Source organism: Amycolatopsis rhabdoformis, from assembly GCF_035918295.1.
Taxonomy (GTDB): Bacteria; Actinomycetota; Actinomycetes; order Mycobacteriales; family Pseudonocardiaceae; genus Amycolatopsis; species Amycolatopsis rhabdoformis.
Genome location: NZ_CP142149.1, coordinates 3018819 through 3037468 on the forward strand (window position 1 = coordinate 3018819; position 18650 = coordinate 3037468).

Sequence of the window (18650 nt, forward strand, 5' to 3'; positions counted from 1 at the left end):
CCACCGCTGAACGGCGAACGGCCGGTCCCGGGTTTTCCGGGGCCGGCCGTTTTCCGTGGTCGTGGTGCGCCGTTCACCCGAAGGTGTCAGGATCGGCACCGGTTCGGGTGCCGTTGTCGAGCTCGGCCAGCGCCACGAGGTCGTCGTCGGCGAGCTCGAAGTCGAACACCGCGAAGTTCTCGCGGATGCGCGCCGGGTTGGCCGATTTCGGGATGGCGATCGTGCCCATCTGCAGGTGCCAGCGCAGCACGAGTTGCGCCGGCGACTTGCCGTACTTGGCCGCGAGCGAGGTGATCACGCGGTCGCCGAGCAGCCGGCCGCGCGAGAGCGGGCTCCAGGCCTCGGTGGCGATGCCGTGCTCGGCGTGGAAGGTGCGCAGCGGCAGCTGTTGCAGCCACGGGTGCAGCTCGACCTGGTTCACCGCCGGCACCACGTCGGTCTCGTCCAGCAGCCGGCGCAGGTGCGGGATGCCGAAGTTCGACACGCCGATGGCCCGCACGCGACCGTCCTGGTACAGCTTCTCCAGCGCGCGCCAGGTCTCCACGAACCGGTCGCGCCGCGGCTGCGGCCAGTGGATGAGGAACAGGTCCACCTGCTCGAGCCCCAGCTCGGCCGCACTGCGGTCGAAGGCGCGCAGCGCGTTGTCGTAGCCGTGCTGGTCGTTCCAGAGCTTGGTGGTCACGAAGAACTGGTCGCGCGGGAGACCCGACGCGCGGATCGCGGCGCCGACCTCGGCCTCGTTGCCGTACATCGCCGCGGTGTCGATGCTGCGGTAACCGGCGTCGATCGCCTCGCCGATCACCTTCTCGGCCTGCGCGGAACGGACCTGGTACACACCGAAGCCGAGCTGCGGCACGGTGACCGAATTGTTCAGGGTGAGCAGGGGCGGGTTGGCCATGAAGGCGGATCCTCACTGCGTTGTCCTGGTGTTACCGCCCGATCCTTCCACTTCCGTGGCCCGGGGGCGCGCCACCCCGCCGCACGAACGGGTCAGGCGCTCGCGCGCAGGTACGCCGCCGTTTCCGGGTTCGCCGGGTAGAACGACTCGATCACGAGCTCGGCGACCGTGACGTCGAGCGGGGTGCCGAAGGTCGCGACCGTGCTGAAGAACGTGAGCTCGGTGTCGCGGTGGCGGTAGCGCAGCGGCACGAAGATGTCGCCCGGCCCGGGCACCTCGACCTCCGGCACCGGCTGGTCACACGGGTACGCTCGCAGCTCGGCCAGCAGCTCCGCGAGCGCCGGGTCGGCCGTCTGCTCGACCTGGCGGCGCAGGCGGCCGAGCAGGTGGGCCCGCCACTCCCCCAGGTTCACCACGCGCGGCGCCATGCCCTCCGGGTGCAGCGTCACGCGCAGCACGTTCACCGGCGCCGCCAGCAGGTCCGGCGCCACCCCTTCGGTGAGCAGGCCGAGGCTCGTGTTGGCGTCGACGAGGTTCCAGCCGCGGTCGACCACCGCCGCCGGGTACGGGTCGTGGCCGGTGAGCAGCTGGCGCACGGCTTCGCGCACGGCCGTGAGCTCGGGCGCGCCGAGCTCCGTCTCGCCGTACGCGGGCGCGTAGCCGGCGGCGAGCAGCAGCCGGTTGCGTTCGCGCAGCGGCACTTCGAGGTGCTCGCCGAGGCGCAGCACCATCTCGCGGCTCGGCTTCGAGCGGCCGGTCTCGACGAAGCTCAGGTGTCGCGTGGAGATTTCCGCCGCGATCGAGAGGTCGAGCTGGCTGATGCGCCGCCGGTCGCGCCACTCGCGCAGGAGCTCGCCGACCGCCCGGCGCGCCGGGGCCTTCACCGAAGTCGTCACGTGCTCGACGCTACGGGTCCGGGCGCGTCCCGGCCATTACCTCGCGGGTAATCGCCCGTGGCGGGTTCGCCCGGCGATCTCCCGCGGGGCCGTTACCTCCGGCGTAATCGACGAACGGCGCCGGGCGCAGCAGTGTTGGCCGCAGCAGGACGGCGAACCCGTTGTCCGCCAAGCAAAGGGAGCTCCACCATGTCCGACGTGACCGGCACCGTCGAGCAGTACCTCGCGATCTGGAACGAGACCGACGCCGAGCGCCGGCGCGCTCTCGTCGCCGACGTCTTCACCCCCGGCGCGACCATGACCGACCCGCTGGGCTCGGCGACCGGCCACGACGGCATCGATTCGTTCATCGCCGCCGCGCAAGCCCAGTTCGCCGGCCTCACCTTCACCCTCCCGGCGGCGCCGGACGCGCACCACGACCTGGCGCGGTTCCACTGGCACCTGTCCGCCCCGGGTGCCGAGGAACCGCTGGCCATCGGCTTCGACGTGGTCGAGCTGGAGGACGGGCGGATCGCCAAGGTGCACGGCTTCCTGGACAAGATCCCGGGCTGACCGGCGGGTTCCGGGGATCCGCGCGGTTCCACAGTGGACGGTGCAGACGTGTGGACCACCGGCGATCACGCGGCGCCGACGTGAACCCGTGGAGGTGCGGTGAAGGGCGCGTGGAGGGACGTGAATCCCTCACCGCGCCCTTCACCGCCCGAAACCGATCGGGAAACTGCGGCCATTCGGGTGAGGTCCGGACCACTTGCCGGACCCCGCGCACTCCGCACGCCGGCACCGATACCGGTGCCGGCCGGGGAAATCCGAAGACGGCGCGAGCACGTCAGCGCCGGGCACGAAGAGAAAATCAGAAGGTCTGAACCAGCCGCCCGGACCCGGTGTGCCCCGAGTCCGAGGTCCTCCCCACTCTGTCCGTACCCCCAAGGGGCGCCTGAGAGTTTCACCCGCGTGGATACCCGGGTTTGCACCGTCGGCGGAACCGGCTGGTGGTCTCCAGCGGGCCCACTTTCCAGAGGCGTCTCGTCCGCGCGGTCCAGGGTGCCTGAGAGGTTCCGGGGAGGACTTGCTCCTTCGGCGCCGAGCTCGTGGATGCCGGCTCGGTCTCTCCCGCGCGGGTTCGTCGACAACGTGATCAGTCTAGCGCGCCCGCGCGGGCGGTGATCACCCGGTGCGGCGGGAGTTGCGGCGCTGGGTGAGCTCGTCGGGCACGACCGACTCGACCACACCGCCGTCGGCGCGCTCGGCCGGGAACTCGTGGATCGTGCCGCTGATCTCCTGCATCGCGCCGCTCACGGCGATGCCGAACACGCCCTGGCCGCCCTGGAGCAGATCCACGATCTCTTCCGGCGAGGTGCACTCGTACACCGTGGTGCCGTCGGAGAAGAGCGTGACCTTCGCGAGGTCGCGGACGCCGCGCACGCGCAGGTGGTCCACCGCGACCCGGATGTTGTGCAGCGAGACCCCGGTGTCCAGGAGCCGCTTCACGACCTTCAGGACGAGGATGTCCTTGAACGAGTACAGCCGCTGGGAGCCCGAGCCGTGCGCCGTGCGGATGCTCGGTGCGACCAGCTTCGTGCGAGCCCAGTAATCGAGCTGCCGGTACGTGATCCCCGCGATCTGACACGCGGCGGGACCGCGGTAGCCCACGAGCTCGTCCGGAAGGGAGGCGTCGGGGAACAGCTCGCCCTGCTCGCCATCGGCGGCACGAACGGGCGGCCTCTCCGGACTACCAGCCTCGACCACGCAAGCCTCCCCTCGCCCGACCTGGCGGCCGGCGAAACGACACCGGTCGAACCCAGGAGCGGGGTCGGCCGGGGAGAACCGCCACGATCGTGCCCCGGTCGGAGAATCACATCGTGGCGATTTACCGCCTTCGACGGTAAGGCGCCCACGCGAGCCGGTCAACGCGACGCGCGGCGCACCTCAAGCTCGTCTTGAGCCTTTGGTCCGTTCGCCGTACGGTTTTGACACCTTTTACTCAGTCGAATAACTTATTACTCATGCGAGTAAATTTTGACACGCAAGCCGAGCTCGGGCTGAGCGTGACCGAGGCGACCACCCGCGCGCAGATCATCGGGGCGACCATCGCCACGATCGCCGACCACGGTTACGCGCGCACCACGTTCGCCAAGATCAAGGAGCGCGCGGGCCTGAGCAGCACCCGCATGATCTCCTACCACTTCACGAACAAGGCCGGGCTCATGCAGGCCGTGCTGAGCACGGTGTCCGAGACGAAGGCGATGTTCCTGCAGGAGCGCAGCAAGGACCTCGACCCCGGCGACCGGCCGGGCAACCTGCGGGCCCACATCGAGACCTCGGTGGCGTTCCTGCGCGACTACCCGGAATGCGTCCGCGTGCTCGCGGAGCTCTCGGCGAACGCCGACGACGCGGACGGCTGGGCCATGACCGCCGTGCTCGTGGGCCAGCTGCGGGTGGGAGCGGTGCAGCGCCAGCTCAAGCAGGGTCAGGACGAGGGGGTGTTCGGCGAGTTCGCGCCGGAGGTGATGGCGATGTCGATCGCGCAGGCCATCGACGGTGTCGCAGCGGCTTACGCGGCCGATCCGGCGACCGACCTCGACCGCTACGGGCGGGAGATCGCGGATCTCTTCGAACGCGCCACGGCTCCGGCACGCTGATGGTGGCGGTGGCGGTGCCCGAAAGGACCGGAATCACGGCGGGAACGGGGGTCTCGGATCCGCGTTCCCGCCGGCGGCTCAGGTGTCGGCGCCGCGGAAGTCTTCCGGGGACACGGAGTCGAGGAACTCGCGGAACTTCTCGACCTCGTCCTCCTGCTCGTCCGGGATGATCAGGCCCGCCTCTTCCAGCACCGCGTCGACGGCGTGGATGGGGACCCCGATCCGCAGCGCGAGAGCGACCGAGTCGCTGGGGCGCGCGGACACCCGGATGTCGCCGTCGAACACGAGCTCGGCGAAGAAGGTGCCTTCCTTCAGGTCGGTGATCACGACCTGTTCCAGCTCGCGGCCGAGCGCCCCGATGACCTCTTTGAGCAGGTCGTGGGTCAGGGGCCGGGCGGGACGTACTCCCTGCTGCTCCAACGCGATGGCGGTGGCTTCGACCGAGCCGATCCAGATCGGCAGGTAGCGCTCGCCCTCGGTTTCCCGCAGCAACAAGATCGGCTGATTGGCGGGCAGCTCCACCCGCACACCGACGACGCGCATCTCGCTCATCGGGTTTCGCCTCCCTCTCGTGCACACGGGCTGCAGCGCTCGACGTACTCGCGCCGTTGGGTTCGACGCTACCCGTCATCCGGGCGCTGTGCTCGCTAGTGGCGGACATTCTCGGTTCGCTGCACCGCAAACCGACTCTCACGGTACGGCATACGGACGCGAACATTCAGTCATTGACATGTGACGAACACCGGTGTTCGGCCCGTTACGTCCGGTTCAACCCCCGGTGACTCCCCGGATCCCCGCTTTCACGAGGAGCGTGTGGAGCGTGACGGACAGCGCGGCCAGCTCGCGGACCACTTCGTCGGCCCTCGCCTTGGCGTCCTCGTCACGATGCCGATACACCGGGGTCACGATCTGTTCCAGCAGGCCGACTTCGCGGTCCGCGGCGGCGCGGAAGGCACGCAGGTGTCTCGGCTCGATACCGAATTCGGTCATCGCCTTCACCGTGCGCGCGATCAGCACCGCGTCCGGCCCGAAGAACCCCGCCGCGCCGGGTCGCACGAGCCCGTACTGCTGCAGCTCGGTGAGCATCGCCGCGGTGATGCCGGCTTGCGCCAGCAGCTCTTCCTGCGTGAGCCGGATCTCGGGACCGGTCTCGAAGTCCTCGGCCTCGGGCAGACCGCCGGTGTCGGCCGGGTCGAGCGACACCAGCTTCCGCGGCAGCCGCGGCGTGGGCGCGGCGGGCTCCATTCCGGAGTCCGCCGCGTCCAGCTGTTCCTTGATGACCTTGAGCGGGAGGTAGTGATCCCGCTGCGCGGACAGCACGAAGCGAAGCCGCTCCACGTCCGCCGGGGCGAACTGCCGGTACCCCGACGGCGTGCGGCCCGGCCGGACCAGGCCTTCCGCCTCGAGGAACCGGATCTTGGAGATGGTGACATCGGGGAAGTCGCCGCGCAGCTGCGCCAGGACCGCCCCGATGCTCAACCCGTCGCGCCGGGCCTCCGAACGACCGGGCTGCCCGGCCGCCGTCACTGCGCCCCCTGGCCCCCGTGCCCCGGGCCCGTCAGGAAGACGAGGCGGAACTTCCCGATCTGCACCTCGTCGCCGCCGGCGAGCACGGCCTGGTCGACCGGCTCGCGGTTGACGTAGGTGCCGTTCAGGGAACCGACGTCGATGACGACGAACTCGCCGCCCTCACGCCGGAACTCGGCGTGCCGGCGGGAGACCGTGACGTCGTCGAGGAAGATGTCGCTGTCGGGGTGCCGGCCCGCGCTCGTGGTGTCGCGGTCCAGCAGGAAGCGCGAGCCCGCGTTGGGGCCCCGCTTCACGACCAGGAGGGCGGAACCCGGGGGCAGGGCGTCGACGCCCTGGACCGGTGCCTCGGCAGCCGGCGCTGACTCCTGGCCTTCGACATCGGCCAGGAAGTCGGCCCGGAAGACAGAGGTCCGCTCCGGAGACTGCTCCGGGGGAACGCCGGGCCCGTCGTTCGTGCTCACCTGAGCTCTCCTCTACACACAATGTTGCCTATGACCAAGAACGTGTAGCGCTCAACGTACCGTGCCTGATCGGTTCGGGACCCGTGGGCTCCCCCTTGGGCGGGCGGAACCCCCGGGCCAGGCCGAACCCGCCTCAGCCGGCGATGAGCGCCTGGTACGCCTCGGCTTCGAGCAGGGCTTCGAGCCCCGCGGGGTCGTCGAGGCGGATCTCGACGAGCCAGCCTTCGCCGTACGGGTCGGAGTTGATCAGCTCGGGCGATTCCGAGACCGCGGCGTTCACGGCGACGATCTCGCCGTCGACCGGCGCGAACAGCTCGGACACGCTCTTGGTGGACTCCACCTCGCCGAAGACGTCGCCCGCGTCGAGGTGCTTGCCGACCTCGGGCAGGTCCACGAACACCACGTCGCCGAGCTGGTCCTGCGCGTACTCCGTGATGCCCACGCGGACCAGCGCACCCTCGCGCGTGGCCACCCACTCGTGTTCCTCGGTGTATCGCAGCTCTTCCGGAGTGGTCAACGCCCCTCCCCTTCCTCGAACCGACTTCGTCGCGGGCAGTCTTCCATCACCGGCTACGAAGCGCGCGCACTGCCTGCACCACGTAGAGCGCTCCGGACCAGACGTAGAGCACCCCGCCCCAGACCATGAAGGCGTAGGCGATCGGCCGGGCCACCACGGCCACGGTCGAGCTTCCCTGCGTGAGCAGCAGGAACGGGAAGGCGTACATGAGCACGAAGGTCGCGCCCTTGCCGATGTAGGTCACCTCGGGCGGGGCGAACCCGCCGCGGCGCAGCACGAGCACGCAGACCGCCAGCACGGCCTCGCGCAGCACGAGCGGCACGACGACCCACCACGGGATGATGTCGCGGATCAGGAACGCGACCAGCGTCGCGAGGATGTAGAGCCGGTCGGCGGCGGGGTCGAGCAGCTGGCCCAGACGCGACATCTGGTCGAGCCAGCGGGCGAGCTTGCCGTCGAGCCAGTCGGTGAGCGCCGAGAAGACGAGCAGCGCGAGCGCCCAGCCGTCCTCCTTCGGGCCGAGCAGCAACCAGAGGAACACGGGCACGCCCGCGAGCCGCAGCAGGGACAGGAGGTTGGGGACGTTGAACGCCTGCCGCAGCAGGGAAGGCTCCGTCTTGGGCTCGGGGACCGTGGTCACGCGCTCAGCCTAGAGGGGACGACGGGCGCGGACACCGGTGGTCACGCGGTCGGGTCGCGGGTCCGTGGCACGCGACCCGACCGCGGGACTGGGGGGCGCCGGGCCGGTCGGCACGGCGGTGTCGCGACAGCACGGTCGACGCGGCGCAATCGGTCCCGCGCCGGCGGTACTGCAGCGGTGGTACTGAGCCGCTGGAACTGCGCCGGTGGACTGAGCCGTCGATACCGCGCCGTTGGTGCTGCCATCGGTACCGCGCGGTCGCCACCGTGCTGGTGGTCGCGCCGGTGGTCGCCGTCGGTCCTGTGCGGTCGCCGGAACAGGGCCGGTGGGATCCGGCCCGAAACGGTGTCGTGGAACAAGTCCTCGCGAACGGACCGGCGGAACCGGCCCGTTGCGCGGAGCGGACAGCGCGGATCCCCGCGAGGCCGGCCCGGTGCCGTGCACAGCACGATCCCGGCCAGGCCCGGTGAACGCGGGGCCCGCGAAGCAGAAGGGTGGTCGGACAGTGGCGCTCAGCGGGCGCGGCGGTGGCTCCAGCCGCGACGCTGCAACTCGGCATTGCTGAGGCGCTCGGGGCGGCCGCGGTCGTCGTTGCCGACCCAGCGGGCGCGGCCGGCTCGGCCTTCGAGGACGTACGGGCGGCCACAGCACCACACGACGCTGCAAGGCGCGGTGGGCGGCGTGGTGGGCCGCTCGGTCGGGTCGGTGAGGTCGGTCGCTGACGGGATGCCGGGCTCGGTGGCCGTTTCGGTGGTCATGCTGTGCGGTGCTCTTGTTCTCTCGGGGTCGGCGGGTGATCGGGGACAGGGACACGCAGAGGGCTCTCCGCGGGTGCTCCTGACATAAATCGGCGCGAAGGCGCGAGACGTTAACGACCGCCCCGCAGATTCGTCCGATCGATGAAGAAGCAGTTCCCGGTGTCTCACTGCGTGAACGCGATGTTAACCGTCCACAGTGGACCGATGTTCGCGGGATCCCGCGGAGGCGGACGCCCCGGTTCCGGTAACCTCCGCGCGCCGCACCGGGTGTCGGTGCGGGTCACAGCGCTGCCGACGGGCCAGAATGCCCGGGAGGACCCCTGGCGAAAGGACTCCGGTGCCCCCGTCGAAGCCCGCGTGGCGGCCGCTGCTCGCGGCCTGGCTCGTGTTGCCGGCGCTGGCCGCCTGTTCGGGCGAACCCGCGCCCCGGGCGGCGGTACCGCCGCCACCGTCCGCCACCACGGCGCCCGCGCCCACCTCGTCGACCCGGCCCGCGCCTCCCCCGCCGCCTGAGCCGACGCACACGACCTCGAGCAAGCCCGCCCGGCCCTCGACCACCCCGACCGCGGTTCCGGGCTCCTGCGGCACCGTGACGGCCGCGAGCGGCCTCACGCTGTACGTGTTCGACAGCCAGGCGGGCGGCGTGCCGTGCGCCGAGGCCATGCGGCTCGTGCGCGACTTCCACGCGCAGATCGCCGGCCGGCAGGGCTCGGGCTCCAACGACGCGGTGAACGACACCGTGTCAGGCTGGTTGTGCACGTCCGGACCGCCGGCGGCGCAGGGCGGCACGACCTGCAGCAAGGGCGAGCAGACGGTGTTCGCGGCCGTCGTCCCCTCGGAGTGACCGAGAGGACGACGGCGGCGCTCAGTACGCGAGAAGCACCCGGTCCCCGAGCAACGTTCAGGCTTTGAGGTCCGGGAAGTCGTCCTCGCGGTACTCGCCCTCGGGCCGGGTGTTCTCGTGCTCGCGCCCGCGCAGCTCGACGCGGCGGATCTTGCCGGAGATCGTCTTCGGCAGCTCGGCGAACTCCAGGCGCCGGATCCGCTTGTACGGCGCGAGGTGCTCGCGGGCGTAGGCCAGGATCGCGCGGGCGGTCCCGGCGGTGGGCTCGTGGCCCGCCGCGAGCACCACGTAGGCCTTCGGCACCGCGAGCCGGATCGGGTCCGGCGCGGGCACCACGGCGGCCTCGGCCACGGCTTCGTGCTCCAGCAGCACGCTTTCCAGCTCGAACGGCGAGATCCGGTAGTCCGACGCCTTGAACACGTCGTCGGTGCGCCCGACGTAGGTGATGTAGCCGCGCTCGTCGATCGAGCCGACGTCGCCGGTGTGGTAGTAGCCGTCGCGGAAGGCTTCCGCCGTGCGCTCGTCGTCGTCCGCGTAGCCCACCATCAGGCCCACGGGCCGGTGCGCGAGGTCGAGGCAGATCTCGCCCTCGCCGGCGCGCTCGCCGGTGACCGGGTCGACCAGCGCCACCACGAAGCCCGGCAGCGGCCGGCCCATCGAGCCCGGCACCACCGGCTGGCCCGGCGTGTTGGCGATCTGCACGCTGCTCTCGGTCTGCCCGAAGCCGTCGCGAATCGTGACGCCCCAGGCCTTTTCGACCTGCTCGATCACCTCGGGGTTGAGCGGCTCGCCCGCGCCGACCACCTTCTGGGGCGGGGTCTTCAGCGCCGTGAGGTCGGCCTGGATCAGCATCCGCCACACCGTCGGCGGGGCGCAGAAGCTCGTGACGCCGCAGCGGTCCATCTGCGCCATGAGCGCGGTGGCGTCGAAGCGCGTGTAGTTGTACAGGAACACCGTGGCCTCGGCGTTCCACGGCGCGAACACGTTGCTCCACGCGTGTTTCGCCCAGCCGGGCGAGGAGATGTTGAGGTGCACGTCGCCGGGCTCGAGGCCGATCCAGTACATTGTGGACAGATGCCCGACCGGGTAGGACACCTGCGTGTGCTGCACGAGCTTCGGCTGCGCCGTGGTGCCCGAGGTGAAGTACAGCAGCAGCGGGTCGGCCGCCGCGGTCACGCCTTCGGGGGTGAAGCCGGCGGGCTCGGCGTACGCGGTGGTGTAGGCGTGCCAGCCCTCCACCGGCTCGCCCACGGCGATGCGTGTGTAGTCGCCGGCCACGTCGGCGAACTTCGGCGCGTCGGCCGAGCGCACCACCACGTGCTTGGCCTTGCCGCGCTCCACGCGGTCGACGAGGTCGGCCGGCCCGAGCAGCGTCGAGGCCGGGATGATCACGGCGCCGAGCTTGATCGCGGCGAGGATCGTCTCCCACAGCTCACCCTGGTTGCCCAGCATGAGGATCAGCCGGTCGCCGCGCCCCACGCCGAGGCGGCGCAGCCAGGTCGCGACCTGGTCGGAGCGGGCCGCCATCTCGGGGTAGGTCCAGCGGTTCTCGGTGCCGTCCTCCTCCACGATCCACAGCGCGTACCGCTGCGCGTTGGCCGGATCGCGCGCGATCACGTCGAACCAGTCGAGCGCCCAGTTGAACTCCGCCGGCTGCGGCCAGGCGAAGTCCCGGACGGCCGTGTCGTAGTCCTCGCGGTGGGCCTGCAGGTAGTCCCGCGCCTCCCGGAAGACCCGGTAGGCCTCGTGGCTCTCCGAAGCGCCAGTGCTCACGTCGTAACTCCCTCGTGCGGTGTCTCTCGCGCCCTTGTTCTACTCGCCCTTGAAGTCGGGCGCGCGGCGCTCCATGAAGGCCTGGACGGCCTCGGCCAGGTCCTTGCTCGGGAGGAACGCGGAGTTCCAGGCCGCGACGTAGCGCAGGCCCTCGGCGACCTGGCGCTCGGTGTTCGCGGCCAGCACCTGCTTGGTGCCCTGCACGACCAGCGGCGGGTTCGCGGCGAGGTCGGCGGCGAGCTTGCGGGCCTCGGCCAGCAGCGTGTCCTGGTCGGCGTGGACGTCGTTGACCAGGCCGATCTTCTCGGCGCGCGCGGCGTCGATGTCCTTGCCGGTGAGGGCGAGCTCGCGCACGTGGCCCTCGCCGACGATCGTGGCGAGCCGCTGCAGGCTGCCGAGGTCGGCGACGATCGCGACCTTCACCTCGCGCACGCTGAACTTCGCGTCGGCGCTGGCCAGGCGCACGTCGGCGGCGCTGATCACGTCGACCCCGCCGCCGATGCACCAGCCGGACACGGCGGCGATCACGGGCTTGCGGCATTCGGCGATCGAGCTCACGGCCTCCTGCAGGCGGCGGACCTCGCGGTGGAACTCCGTGCGCGGGCCGGCCAGCGCGTCACCGGCGAGCAGCGGCGCCCAGCCGCCCATCATCGCGGGCAGGTCGAGGCCGTAGGAGAAGTGCGCGCCGCTGCCGGTGAGCACGATCGCGCGCACGCGCGGGTCGGCGTCCAACGCGCCGAAGACCAGCGGCAGCTCCCGCCAGAAGTCGGGGCCCATGGCGTTGCCCTTCGCCGGGCCGAGCAGGGTGACTTCGGCGACGTGGGCGTCGAGGTCGACCTTCAGCGAGACGAGGTCGGGCAGGGCGTCGGCAGGTGCGGTCATGTCCGTCATCTTGACTCATCCGGTTGACGCTGTGCCAATTCGGGCCCGGGATGCTTTGCTGGAGAGATCGAAGCGGCCCTCGACCACGAGAGGAAGGTGGCTCATGAGCCCGGCCTCCGCCCCCGCCGTCGACGACGTGACCCCGGAACCGGCGCCACCGCGCCGCACGCGCCCGATCGAGCTGTCCGGCTCGTTCACCTGTGACGGCCAGCGCCTGGCCTACACCGAGTACGGCTCCGGCGACCGCGTCGTGGTGCTGATGCACGGCATCATGTTCACCCGCCGCATGCACGCGCCGCTGGCCCGCCGGCTCGCGCGCTCGGGGTTCCGCGTGGTCACCCTCGACCTGCTGGGCCACGGCGAGTCCGACCGGCCCACCGAGTCGTGGCGCTACTCGATGCCGGCGTTCGGCGAGCAGGCCGTGGCCCTGCTCGACCACCTCGGCCTGCCGGACGCGGTGCTCGGCGGGACCTCGCTCGGCGCGAACGTGGCGCTCGAGGTGGCGGTGGCGCGGCCCTCGCGCGTGCGCGGCCTGGTGGTCGAGATGCCGGTGCTGGACAACGCGATCATCGCCGGGCTGCTCACCTTCGCCCCGCTGCTGTTCGCCGCGCGCTTCCTGCCGGTGACCGTGCGCGGCGTCGCGCTGGCCGCCAACCTGGTGCCCCACGGCAGCCAGTGGGTCGACGTCGTCACCGACACGCTCACCCAGCGGCCCGCGCCCATGGCCGCGCTGCTGCACGGCGTGCTGTTCGGCCGGATCGCACCGCCGAAGTCGGTGCGCCGCGCCATCACCACGCCCGCGCTGGTGATCGGGCACGAAGGCGACCCGATCCACCCCTTCGGCGACGCCGACACCCTCGCCGAGGACATGCCGCACGCGCAGTTCGTGCAGGCGCGCAGCCCGGTCGAGCTGCGGTCGGACCCGCAGCGGCTGACCTCGGCGATCAAGGACTTCGCCGAGCGCTGCTACGAAAGCTGACCGCTCACTTCGCCAGGCCGGCCACCGGGCCGAACACGATCACCGCCGGCGGCCGCACGCCCGCGGCCGCGGCTTCTTCGGCGACCTGGCCCAGCGTGGACCGCAGGGCGCGCTGCGTGCGCATGGTGCCGTCCTCGACGATCGCGACCGGCGTGTCGGCCGGACGACCGCCGTCGAGCAGCGCCGACGCGAACTGCGGCAGCCGTTCGACGCCCATCATCAGCACGATCGTGCCGCGCAGGCCGGCCAGCAGCGACCAGTCGACGAGCGAGCGCGGGTCGCCCGGAGCGACGTGGCCGGACACGACCACGACCTCATGGGCCACCCCGCGGTGGGTCACCGGCACGTCGGCGACGGCCGGCACCGCGAACGCGCTCGTGATGCCCGGGACCATGGTCACCGGCACCCCGGCCTCGGCGCAGGCCAGGACCTCTTCGAACCCGCGGCCGAACAGGTAGGGGTCACCGCCCTTGAGCCGGACGACGAACTTGCCCTCCTTGGCCTTCTCGATCAGCGTGCTGTTGATCACGTCCTGGCTCGCGGCGCGGCCGTACGGGATCTTCGCCGCGTCGACGACCTCGACCTCCGGCGCGAGCTCGTCGAGCAGCTCGCGCGGCGCGAGCCGGTCGACGACCACCACGTCGGCGCGGGAGAGCAGGCGGCGCCCGCGCACGGTGATCAGGTCCGGGTCACCCGGGCCGCCGCCGACCAGCGCGACACCCGGCAGATCCACGCTCGGCTGATCGCCGCGCGGGGCCACCCGGCCGTCGGCGACCGTGCCGGCGTGCAACGCGTCGAGGATGCTGTCGCGCACCGCGGCCGAGCGCAGCGGCTCCCCGCCGGACAACACGCCGAACAACAGCCCGCCGTGGCGGCCCGAGGCCGGCGTGACGGCACTGCCGGACTCCCCCTCGTCGGCGCGCACGCAGAACACCCGCGCGCGCTCGGCCTCGGCGCACACGGCGGCGTTGACCTCGGGGTCGTCGGTGCAGGCCAGCGCGTACCAGGCGTCGGTGAGATCGCCCTCGGCGTAGCGGCGCTCGTGCCACACGAGCTCGCCCGCGTCGGCCATCGCGCTCACCGAAGGCGTGGTGTGCGGCGACACCAGCTCCACCCGCGCGCCCGCGCGGATGAGCCGCGGGAGGCGGCGCTGGGCGACCGAGCCGCCGCCGACCATCACGACACGGCGGCCGGCGAGCTGGAGTCCGGAGAGGTAGTGCGGGTCGTCCATGCCGGAAAGTCTGCCTGCCCGGGTCGCCCGGCGCTGCGGCAGGGGCGCACCTCACACCACGGTGCTCAGGCGGGCCCGCGGTCGATCTTCCCGGTCGATCTTGTCCCGAACCTCGGCCCGATCTTCGCGACCACCGGTGGCCCGGGAGCGCTGCGGCGGGCGGCTCGCTCCCGGGTCACCGGGCGGTCAGCTCCGCGCGGCCGTGGGATAGGGCAGCAACGCCATCTCGCGGGCGTTCTTGATGGCCGAGGCCACCTGCTTCTGCTGCTTCGGTGTCAACCCGGTCACGCGGCGGGCGCGGATCTTGCCGCGGTCGGAGATGAAGATCCGCAGCAGGTCCACGTCCTTCCAGTCGACGACGGTGATTCCGCGGGTGTGCAACGGGTTGGCCCGCTTGCGGGGCACACGTTCGCCTTTCCGCACCGGCCTCACCAGCTCGACTTCGAGACGCCGGGCAGCTCGCCGTTGTGCGCCATCTGCCGCATGCGCACGCGGGACAGGCCGAACTTGCGCAGGTAGCCGCGCGGCCGGCCGTCGGCGGTGTCGCGGTTGCGGATGCGCGTGGCGCTCGCGTCGCGCGGCATGCGCTGCAGCGCCACGACGGCGTCGGCCTTCTCGCCCGACGACGAGCGCGGCGAGGCGATCACGGCCTTGAGCGCGCGGCGCTGTTCGACGTAGCGGGCGGCGATCACCTTCCGCTGCTCGTTCTTCGCGATCTTCGACTTCTTCGCCATCAGCGCTCTTCCTTGAACTCGACGTGCTTGCGCGCCACGGGGTCGTACTTGCGCAGGACCATCCGGTCCGGGTCGTTGCGGCGGTTCTTCTTGGTCACGTACGTGTAGCCGGTGCCCGCGGTGGACCGCAGCTTGATGATCGGCCGGATGTCGGTGCTCTTCGCCATCTAGAGCTTCACCCCCTTCGCGGCCAGTTCCGCGACGACCGCGTCGATCCCGCGCTTGTCGATCGTCTTCATGCCCTTCACGGACAGCTTGAGCCGCACGGTCCGGCCGAGGCTCGGCACGTAGTAGCGGCGGGTCTGCAGGTTCGGCTCCCAGCGCCTCGACGTGCGGCGGTGCGAGTGCGAGACCTGCTTGCCGTAGCCCGGCTTGTGGCCGGTGACCTGGCACACGGCTGACACGAACCCTCCCGAGTTGATAGTGACATTCGTTTTCAATTACGCTCTCACCGTACCCCGTCCCGTCGACTGGAGCTTCAGTGACCCCACACCCGCGTGTCCCGCTCGTGCTCGTCAGCGGCCTCGCCGCCGAAGGCAACGACGAGCTCGCCGAACTGCTGCGCCGCGCCGGCCCCGGCGTCGCCGTGGTCCACCACGACCTGCGCCAGATCGGCAGCGGCGTCGTCCGCCGGCGCATCCGCCTCGGCCCCCGCGACCAGCTCACCGCGCTGGAGCTCGCGCACGGCTGCGTGAACTGCACGCTGCGCGAAGACCTCCTGCCCCTGCTCCGCCGGCTCGCCCGGCGGCCGGAGGTGGACCGGATCGTGGTGCGCCTCGACGAGGCCATGGAGCCCGAACCGGTGAGCTGGGCGATCGCCAACGTGCTGGTCGGCGACCGGCCGGTGAGCGACGACGTCGAGCTCGAGGCCGTGTTCACCACCGTCGACCGCGCCACCTGGCTCGCCGACGCCTCCGGCGACGAACTGCTGCTGGAACGCGGCCTGCTCGGCAGCCCCGAGGACGAGCGCACCGTGGCCCAGGTCGCGCTCGCGCAGGTGGAGTTCGCCGACGTGCTCGTGCTCGCCGGCGACGTGCCCGACGCGTGGTGCGCCGCGAAGACCGCGGCCGCGCTCGACCGCGTCACGCCGTCGGTGCCGCGCGTCGTGCTCAAAGGCCTCGACGCCGGCCTGCTCTACGCCGCCATCCCCGCGGACGCGCGCCGCGGCGAGGTGATCGACTTGCACGGCGCGCTCCTGCGCGGCCAGCCGCCGCTGCACGCCGACTGCGGGATCGAGCTGCTCACCTTCACCGCGCAGCGCCCGTTCCACCCCGAACGGCTGCACGAGGCCATCGACTCACTGCTGGGCGGGGTGATCCGCACCCGCGGCCGCGCCTGGGTCGCGAGCCAGCCCGACATCGCGTTCTGGCTCGAGTCGGCGGGCGGCGGTCTCGCGATCGGGCACGCCGGGCCGTGGCTCGCCTCGCCCGACGGCCCGGACTGGGCCGAGGTCTCCCCCGAGCGCCGCACGCTCGCGTCGCTGCGCTGGCACCCCGAGCACGGCGACCGCGCGCAGGAGCTCGTGGTGGTCACGGACCTCGCGGACCCGGCCGACATCGACCGGGCCCTGCGCGACGCGCTGCTCACCGACGACGAGCTGGCCGAGGGAGAAGCTGCGTGGCGCAGCTACCCCGACCCGTTCGGCGAGTGGCACGAAGACCCGTGCGAAGTCACCGAAGACGAAGAAGACGACGAAGCAGAGCGGCACGTGAACGCCGCCAACCGGAAGGAAGAACAGCAGTGAAGCCCGGCATCCACCCCGACTACCACCCCGTGGTGTTCCGCGACTCGTCGACCGGCGACGCGTTCCTCACCCGCTCCACCGCCACGTCCGAGCGGACGATCGAGTGGAGCGACGGGAACACCTACCCGCTCGTGGTCGTGGACATCAGCTCGTGGTCGCACCCGTTCTGGACCGGCAATCAGCGGATCGTCGACTCCGCGGGCCAGGTCGAGAAGTTCCACCGCCGCTACGGCCGCCGCGAGAAGGGCGGTGCGCGCTGATGGCCGTGCCGAAGCGGAAGAAGTCCCGCAGCAACACCCGCGCGCGCCGGTCGCAGTGGAAGGCCGCCGTGCCCGACCTGGTGCCGATCACCGTGGACGGCGAGCGCAAGCTCGTGCCGCGCCGGCTGATCAAGCACTTCCAGCGGCTCGAGCGGTGAGCGTTCCCGTCACCGTGCTGTCCGGCTTCCTCGGCGCGGGCAAGACCACGCTGCTCAACCACATCCTCGCCAACCGCGAAGGCCTGCGGGTGGCGGTGATCGTGAACGACATGAGCGAGGTCAACATCGACGCCGCGCTCGTGCGCGACAGCGTGTCCCGCACCGAGGAACGCCTGGTCGAGATGACCAACGGCTGCATCTGCTGCACCCTGCGCGAGGACCTGCTCGACGAGATCGCGCGGCTGTGCTCGGAAGGCCGGTTCGACCACGTGCTCATCGAGTCGAGCGGGATCTCCGAGCCGATGCCGGTCGCGGCCACGTTCTCGTTCCCCGGCGACGACGGCGCGCCGGCGCTCGCCAACGCCCGGCTCGACACCATGGTGACCGTGGTCGACGCCGTGAACTTCGGCCGCGAGCTGGCGGGCGGCGACTCGCTGGCCGAGCGCCGGCTCGACCAGTACGAGGGCGACGAGCGCACCGTGAGCGACCTGCTCGTGGATCAGGTCGAGTTCGCGGACGTGCTGCTGCTGAACAAAACCGACCTCGTCTCCCCCGCCGAGCGCGACCGGCTGGTGGCGGCGCTGCGCCGGCTCAACCCGGCGGCCGACGTGCTCACCGGCGAGTTCGGCCGGGTGCCGCTCGCGCGGGTGTTCGGCACCGGCCGCCACGATCCGGAGCGGGCGCAGCAGGCGCCGGGCTGGGTCGCGGAGCTCAACGGCGACCACGTGCCGGAGACCGAGGAGTACGGCATCTCCAGCGTCGTGTTCCGCGCGGACCGCGCGTTCGACCCGGCGCCGCTGTGGGACTTCGTCACGACCCGGCTCGACTCCGGCGAGTTCGGCACCGTGCTGCGGTCCAAGGGGTTCTTCTCGCTCGCGTCACGGCCTGGCACGCTGGGGCTGTGGTCGCAGGCGGGCTCGGTGGCGCGCTTCGAACCGCAGGGCGTGGCCGGGCAACCGCGGCAGGAACTGGTGTTCATCGGGGTCGAGCTCGCGGGCGACCCGCTGCTGGCCGCGCTCGAGGCCTGCCTCACCGACGCGCCGGTGACCGCGGATCCCTTTCCCGAGTGGGAACCCGTGCACGTCCACTGAGGACACCGAAGACACTGACGGCACCGCGAACAGCCGCGTGATCCCGGCCACCGGGGTCACGCGGCTTTCGCGCGTCACGCGTCCGAACTGCGTATTTCCTTGTCCTTCGGGGTGTTTCGCGAAGGTTGATCAAGCCAGGTTTATCAGTCTAGGTTGACGAATGTGCCGGACCGGATCAGCAAGGATCTCGTGGAGGCCGCCGCCGACCTGAGGGTCGCGCTCGGGCGGCTGGTGCGGCGGATGCGCCAGGGGTACGTGGCCGGCGAGGCCACACTCTCGGAAAGCTCCGTGCTCTCCCGGCTCGACCGCGAAGGCCCCGCGACACCCGGCTGCCTGGCCGAGCTGGAACGGGTGAAGCCGCAGGCCATGGGCGCGACCCTGGCCGGGCTCGTCGAACGCGGGCTCGTGAGCCGCAGCCCCGACGCCGCCGACGGACGGCGCGTCCTCATGTCCGCGACCCCGGCCGGCCGCAAGCTCCTGACCGACCGGCGCTCCCTCAGCACCCAGCGCGTCGCCCAGGCCCTGGCCGACGGCTTCGACGCCGAGGAACGCCGCCGACTGCTCGAGGTGATCCCCCTGCTCGAACGCCTGGCCGACGAACTGTGACCACCACCG

At 71.5% G+C, this 18650-nt stretch carries 25 protein-coding genes and 2 riboswitches; of the genes, 9 read left to right on the plus strand and 16 right to left on the minus strand.

The window, feature by feature from the left end:
- Positions 1-73: 73 nt before the first annotated feature.
- On the minus strand, positions 74-898 hold the full coding sequence (locus VSH64_RS13620; protein ID WP_326835947.1) for an aldo/keto reductase: 825 nt from the start codon (positions 896-898) through the stop codon (positions 74-76).
- Between the two features lie 92 nt (positions 899-990).
- Complete coding sequence (locus VSH64_RS13625) at positions 991-1794, minus strand: helix-turn-helix domain-containing protein (protein WP_326835948.1); 804 nt, start codon at positions 1792-1794, stop codon at positions 991-993.
- A gap of 189 nt (positions 1795-1983) precedes the next feature.
- On the opposite strand from VSH64_RS13625, the gene VSH64_RS13630 reads away from it, so the two are divergent.
- Complete coding sequence (locus VSH64_RS13630) at positions 1984-2346, plus strand: nuclear transport factor 2 family protein (RefSeq protein ID WP_326835949.1); 363 nt, start codon at positions 1984-1986, stop codon at positions 2344-2346.
- A 349-nt stretch (positions 2347-2695) separates the two neighbouring features.
- Positions 2696-2816, minus strand: a riboswitch (glycine riboswitch).
- Positions 2817-2917: riboswitch (glycine riboswitch) on the minus strand. It lies immediately after the preceding riboswitch.
- 41 nt (positions 2918-2958) lie between these two features.
- Here VSH64_RS13630 and VSH64_RS13635 read toward each other — a convergent pair.
- Positions 2959-3540: a MerR family transcriptional regulator gene (locus tag VSH64_RS13635; RefSeq protein WP_326835950.1), complete on the minus strand. Its 582-nt coding sequence runs from the start codon at positions 3538-3540 to the stop codon at positions 2959-2961.
- A 257-nt stretch (positions 3541-3797) separates the two neighbouring features.
- Between VSH64_RS13635 and VSH64_RS13640 the strand changes: the two genes are divergently transcribed.
- Complete coding sequence (locus VSH64_RS13640; protein ID WP_326835951.1) at positions 3798-4433, plus strand: TetR/AcrR family transcriptional regulator; 636 nt, start codon at positions 3798-3800, stop codon at positions 4431-4433.
- 78 nt (positions 4434-4511) lie between these two features.
- Here the strand turns inward: VSH64_RS13640 and VSH64_RS13645 are convergent, their stop codons facing one another.
- From VSH64_RS13645 to VSH64_RS13670, 6 genes are all read right to left on the minus strand, one after another.
- Complete coding sequence (locus VSH64_RS13645) at positions 4512-4985, minus strand: bifunctional nuclease family protein (RefSeq protein WP_009078856.1); 474 nt, start codon at positions 4983-4985, stop codon at positions 4512-4514.
- Between the two features lie 216 nt (positions 4986-5201).
- Positions 5202-5960, minus strand: coding sequence for a transcriptional regulator FtsR (gene ftsR / locus VSH64_RS13650; protein ID WP_326835952.1), 759 nt, complete (start codon positions 5958-5960; stop codon positions 5202-5204).
- Positions 5957-6424: a glycogen accumulation regulator GarA gene (gene garA, locus VSH64_RS13655; protein WP_033287853.1), complete on the minus strand. Its 468-nt coding sequence runs from the start codon at positions 6422-6424 to the stop codon at positions 5957-5959. Before garA ends, ftsR begins: the two co-directional genes overlap by 4 nt.
- Positions 6425-6557: 133 nt before the next feature.
- A complete protein-coding gene (gene gcvH, locus VSH64_RS13660; RefSeq protein WP_326835953.1) occupies positions 6558-6941 on the minus strand; it encodes a glycine cleavage system protein GcvH in 384 nt (127 codons plus the stop codon).
- A 46-nt stretch (positions 6942-6987) separates the two neighbouring features.
- A complete protein-coding gene (locus tag VSH64_RS13665) occupies positions 6988-7581 on the minus strand; it encodes a CDP-alcohol phosphatidyltransferase family protein (protein WP_326835954.1) in 594 nt (197 codons plus the stop codon).
- 512 nt (positions 7582-8093) lie between these two features.
- Positions 8094-8339, minus strand: coding sequence for a hypothetical protein (locus VSH64_RS13670; RefSeq protein ID WP_326835955.1), 246 nt, complete (start codon positions 8337-8339; stop codon positions 8094-8096).
- A 337-nt stretch (positions 8340-8676) separates the two neighbouring features.
- Between VSH64_RS13670 and VSH64_RS13675 the strand changes: the two genes are divergently transcribed.
- On the plus strand, positions 8677-9183 hold the full coding sequence (locus VSH64_RS13675; protein WP_326835956.1) for a hypothetical protein: 507 nt from the start codon (positions 8677-8679) through the stop codon (positions 9181-9183).
- 57 nt (positions 9184-9240) lie between these two features.
- Here the strand turns inward: VSH64_RS13675 and VSH64_RS13680 are convergent, their stop codons facing one another.
- Together VSH64_RS13680 and VSH64_RS13685 are read right to left on the minus strand one after the other, a co-directional pair.
- Positions 9241-10956, minus strand: coding sequence for an AMP-binding protein (locus tag VSH64_RS13680; protein ID WP_326835957.1), 1716 nt, complete (start codon positions 10954-10956; stop codon positions 9241-9243).
- A 39-nt stretch (positions 10957-10995) separates the two neighbouring features.
- Positions 10996-11838: a crotonase/enoyl-CoA hydratase family protein gene (locus tag VSH64_RS13685; protein ID WP_326835958.1), complete on the minus strand. Its 843-nt coding sequence runs from the start codon at positions 11836-11838 to the stop codon at positions 10996-10998.
- Positions 11839-11941: 103 nt separating this feature from the next.
- On the opposite strand from VSH64_RS13685, the gene VSH64_RS13690 reads away from it, so the two are divergent.
- A complete protein-coding gene (locus VSH64_RS13690) occupies positions 11942-12817 on the plus strand; it encodes an alpha/beta fold hydrolase (RefSeq protein ID WP_326835959.1) in 876 nt (291 codons plus the stop codon).
- Between the two features lie 4 nt (positions 12818-12821).
- Here the strand turns inward: VSH64_RS13690 and cobA are convergent, their stop codons facing one another.
- The 5 genes from cobA to rpmB all read right to left on the minus strand — a co-directional run bounded on the left by cobA (position 12822) and on the right by rpmB (position 15186).
- A complete protein-coding gene (cobA, locus tag VSH64_RS13695) occupies positions 12822-14048 on the minus strand; it encodes a uroporphyrinogen-III C-methyltransferase (protein ID WP_326835960.1) in 1227 nt (408 codons plus the stop codon).
- A gap of 186 nt (positions 14049-14234) precedes the next feature.
- Positions 14235-14453, minus strand: a complete 219-nt coding sequence (gene rpsR, locus VSH64_RS13700) for a 30S ribosomal protein S18 (protein ID WP_326835961.1) — start codon at positions 14451-14453, stop codon at positions 14235-14237.
- A 23-nt stretch (positions 14454-14476) separates the two neighbouring features.
- On the minus strand, positions 14477-14782 hold the full coding sequence (gene rpsN, locus VSH64_RS13705) for a 30S ribosomal protein S14 (RefSeq protein ID WP_326835962.1): 306 nt from the start codon (positions 14780-14782) through the stop codon (positions 14477-14479).
- Positions 14782-14949, minus strand: coding sequence for a 50S ribosomal protein L33 (gene rpmG, locus VSH64_RS13710; RefSeq protein WP_005149953.1), 168 nt, complete (start codon positions 14947-14949; stop codon positions 14782-14784). The genes rpsN and rpmG overlap by 1 nt, the downstream gene beginning before the upstream one ends.
- The gene (gene rpmB, locus VSH64_RS13715; RefSeq protein WP_326835963.1) at positions 14950-15186 is read right to left on the minus strand and encodes a 50S ribosomal protein L28; all 237 of its coding nucleotides are present in this window, start codon (positions 15184-15186) and stop codon (positions 14950-14952) included.
- A 77-nt stretch (positions 15187-15263) separates the two neighbouring features.
- On the opposite strand from rpmB, the gene mrf reads away from it, so the two are divergent.
- The 5 genes from mrf (at position 15264) to VSH64_RS13740 (ending at position 18641) form a co-directional block, all read left to right on the plus strand.
- Positions 15264-16526 carry a ribosome hibernation factor-recruiting GTPase MRF gene (mrf, locus tag VSH64_RS13720; RefSeq protein ID WP_326835964.1) on the plus strand — a complete coding sequence of 421 codons (1263 nt, stop codon included), beginning with the start codon at positions 15264-15266 and terminating at the stop codon, positions 16524-16526.
- On the plus strand, positions 16523-16786 hold the full coding sequence (locus VSH64_RS13725) for a type B 50S ribosomal protein L31 (protein WP_220240908.1): 264 nt from the start codon (positions 16523-16525) through the stop codon (positions 16784-16786). Before mrf ends, VSH64_RS13725 begins: the two co-directional genes overlap by 4 nt.
- Positions 16786-16944 carry a 50S ribosomal protein L32 gene (rpmF, locus tag VSH64_RS13730; RefSeq protein WP_326835965.1) on the plus strand — a complete coding sequence of 53 codons (159 nt, stop codon included), beginning with the start codon at positions 16786-16788 and terminating at the stop codon, positions 16942-16944. The genes VSH64_RS13725 and rpmF overlap by 1 nt, the downstream gene beginning before the upstream one ends.
- Positions 16941-18035 carry a GTP-binding protein gene (locus VSH64_RS13735; protein WP_326835966.1) on the plus strand — a complete coding sequence of 365 codons (1095 nt, stop codon included), beginning with the start codon at positions 16941-16943 and terminating at the stop codon, positions 18033-18035. Before rpmF ends, VSH64_RS13735 begins: the two co-directional genes overlap by 4 nt.
- Before the next feature lie 162 nt (positions 18036-18197).
- A complete protein-coding gene (locus VSH64_RS13740) occupies positions 18198-18641 on the plus strand; it encodes a MarR family winged helix-turn-helix transcriptional regulator (protein ID WP_326837944.1) in 444 nt (147 codons plus the stop codon).
- Positions 18642-18650: the final 9 nt, after the last annotated feature.

Coding starts and splice junctions, on each gene's coding strand:
- VSH64_RS13685 (WP_326835958.1), bottom strand. CDS start 11,838: ATGACCGCACCTGCCGACGCCCTGCCCGACCTCGTCTCGCTGAAGGTC.
- VSH64_RS13630 (WP_326835949.1), top strand. CDS start 1,984: ATGTCCGACGTGACCGGCACCGTCGAGCAGTACCTCGCGATCTGGAAC.
- VSH64_RS13620 (WP_326835947.1), bottom strand. CDS start 898: ATGGCCAACCCGCCCCTGCTCACCCTGAACAATTCGGTCACCGTGCCG.
- VSH64_RS13640 (WP_326835951.1), top strand. CDS start 3,798: ATGCGAGTAAATTTTGACACGCAAGCCGAGCTCGGGCTGAGCGTGACC.
- VSH64_RS13690 (WP_326835959.1), top strand. CDS start 11,942: ATGAGCCCGGCCTCCGCCCCCGCCGTCGACGACGTGACCCCGGAACCG.
- rpmG (WP_005149953.1), bottom strand. CDS start 14,949: ATGGCGAAGAGCACCGACATCCGGCCGATCATCAAGCTGCGGTCCACC.
- VSH64_RS13645 (WP_009078856.1), bottom strand. CDS start 4,985: ATGAGCGAGATGCGCGTCGTCGGTGTGCGGGTGGAGCTGCCCGCCAAT.
- rpmF (WP_326835965.1), top strand. CDS start 16,786: ATGGCCGTGCCGAAGCGGAAGAAGTCCCGCAGCAACACCCGCGCGCGC.
- rpsN (WP_326835962.1), bottom strand. CDS start 14,782: ATGGCGAAGAAGTCGAAGATCGCGAAGAACGAGCAGCGGAAGGTGATC.
- cobA (WP_326835960.1), bottom strand. CDS start 14,048: ATGGACGACCCGCACTACCTCTCCGGACTCCAGCTCGCCGGCCGCCGT.
- VSH64_RS13670 (WP_326835955.1), bottom strand. CDS start 8,339: ATGACCACCGAAACGGCCACCGAGCCCGGCATCCCGTCAGCGACCGAC.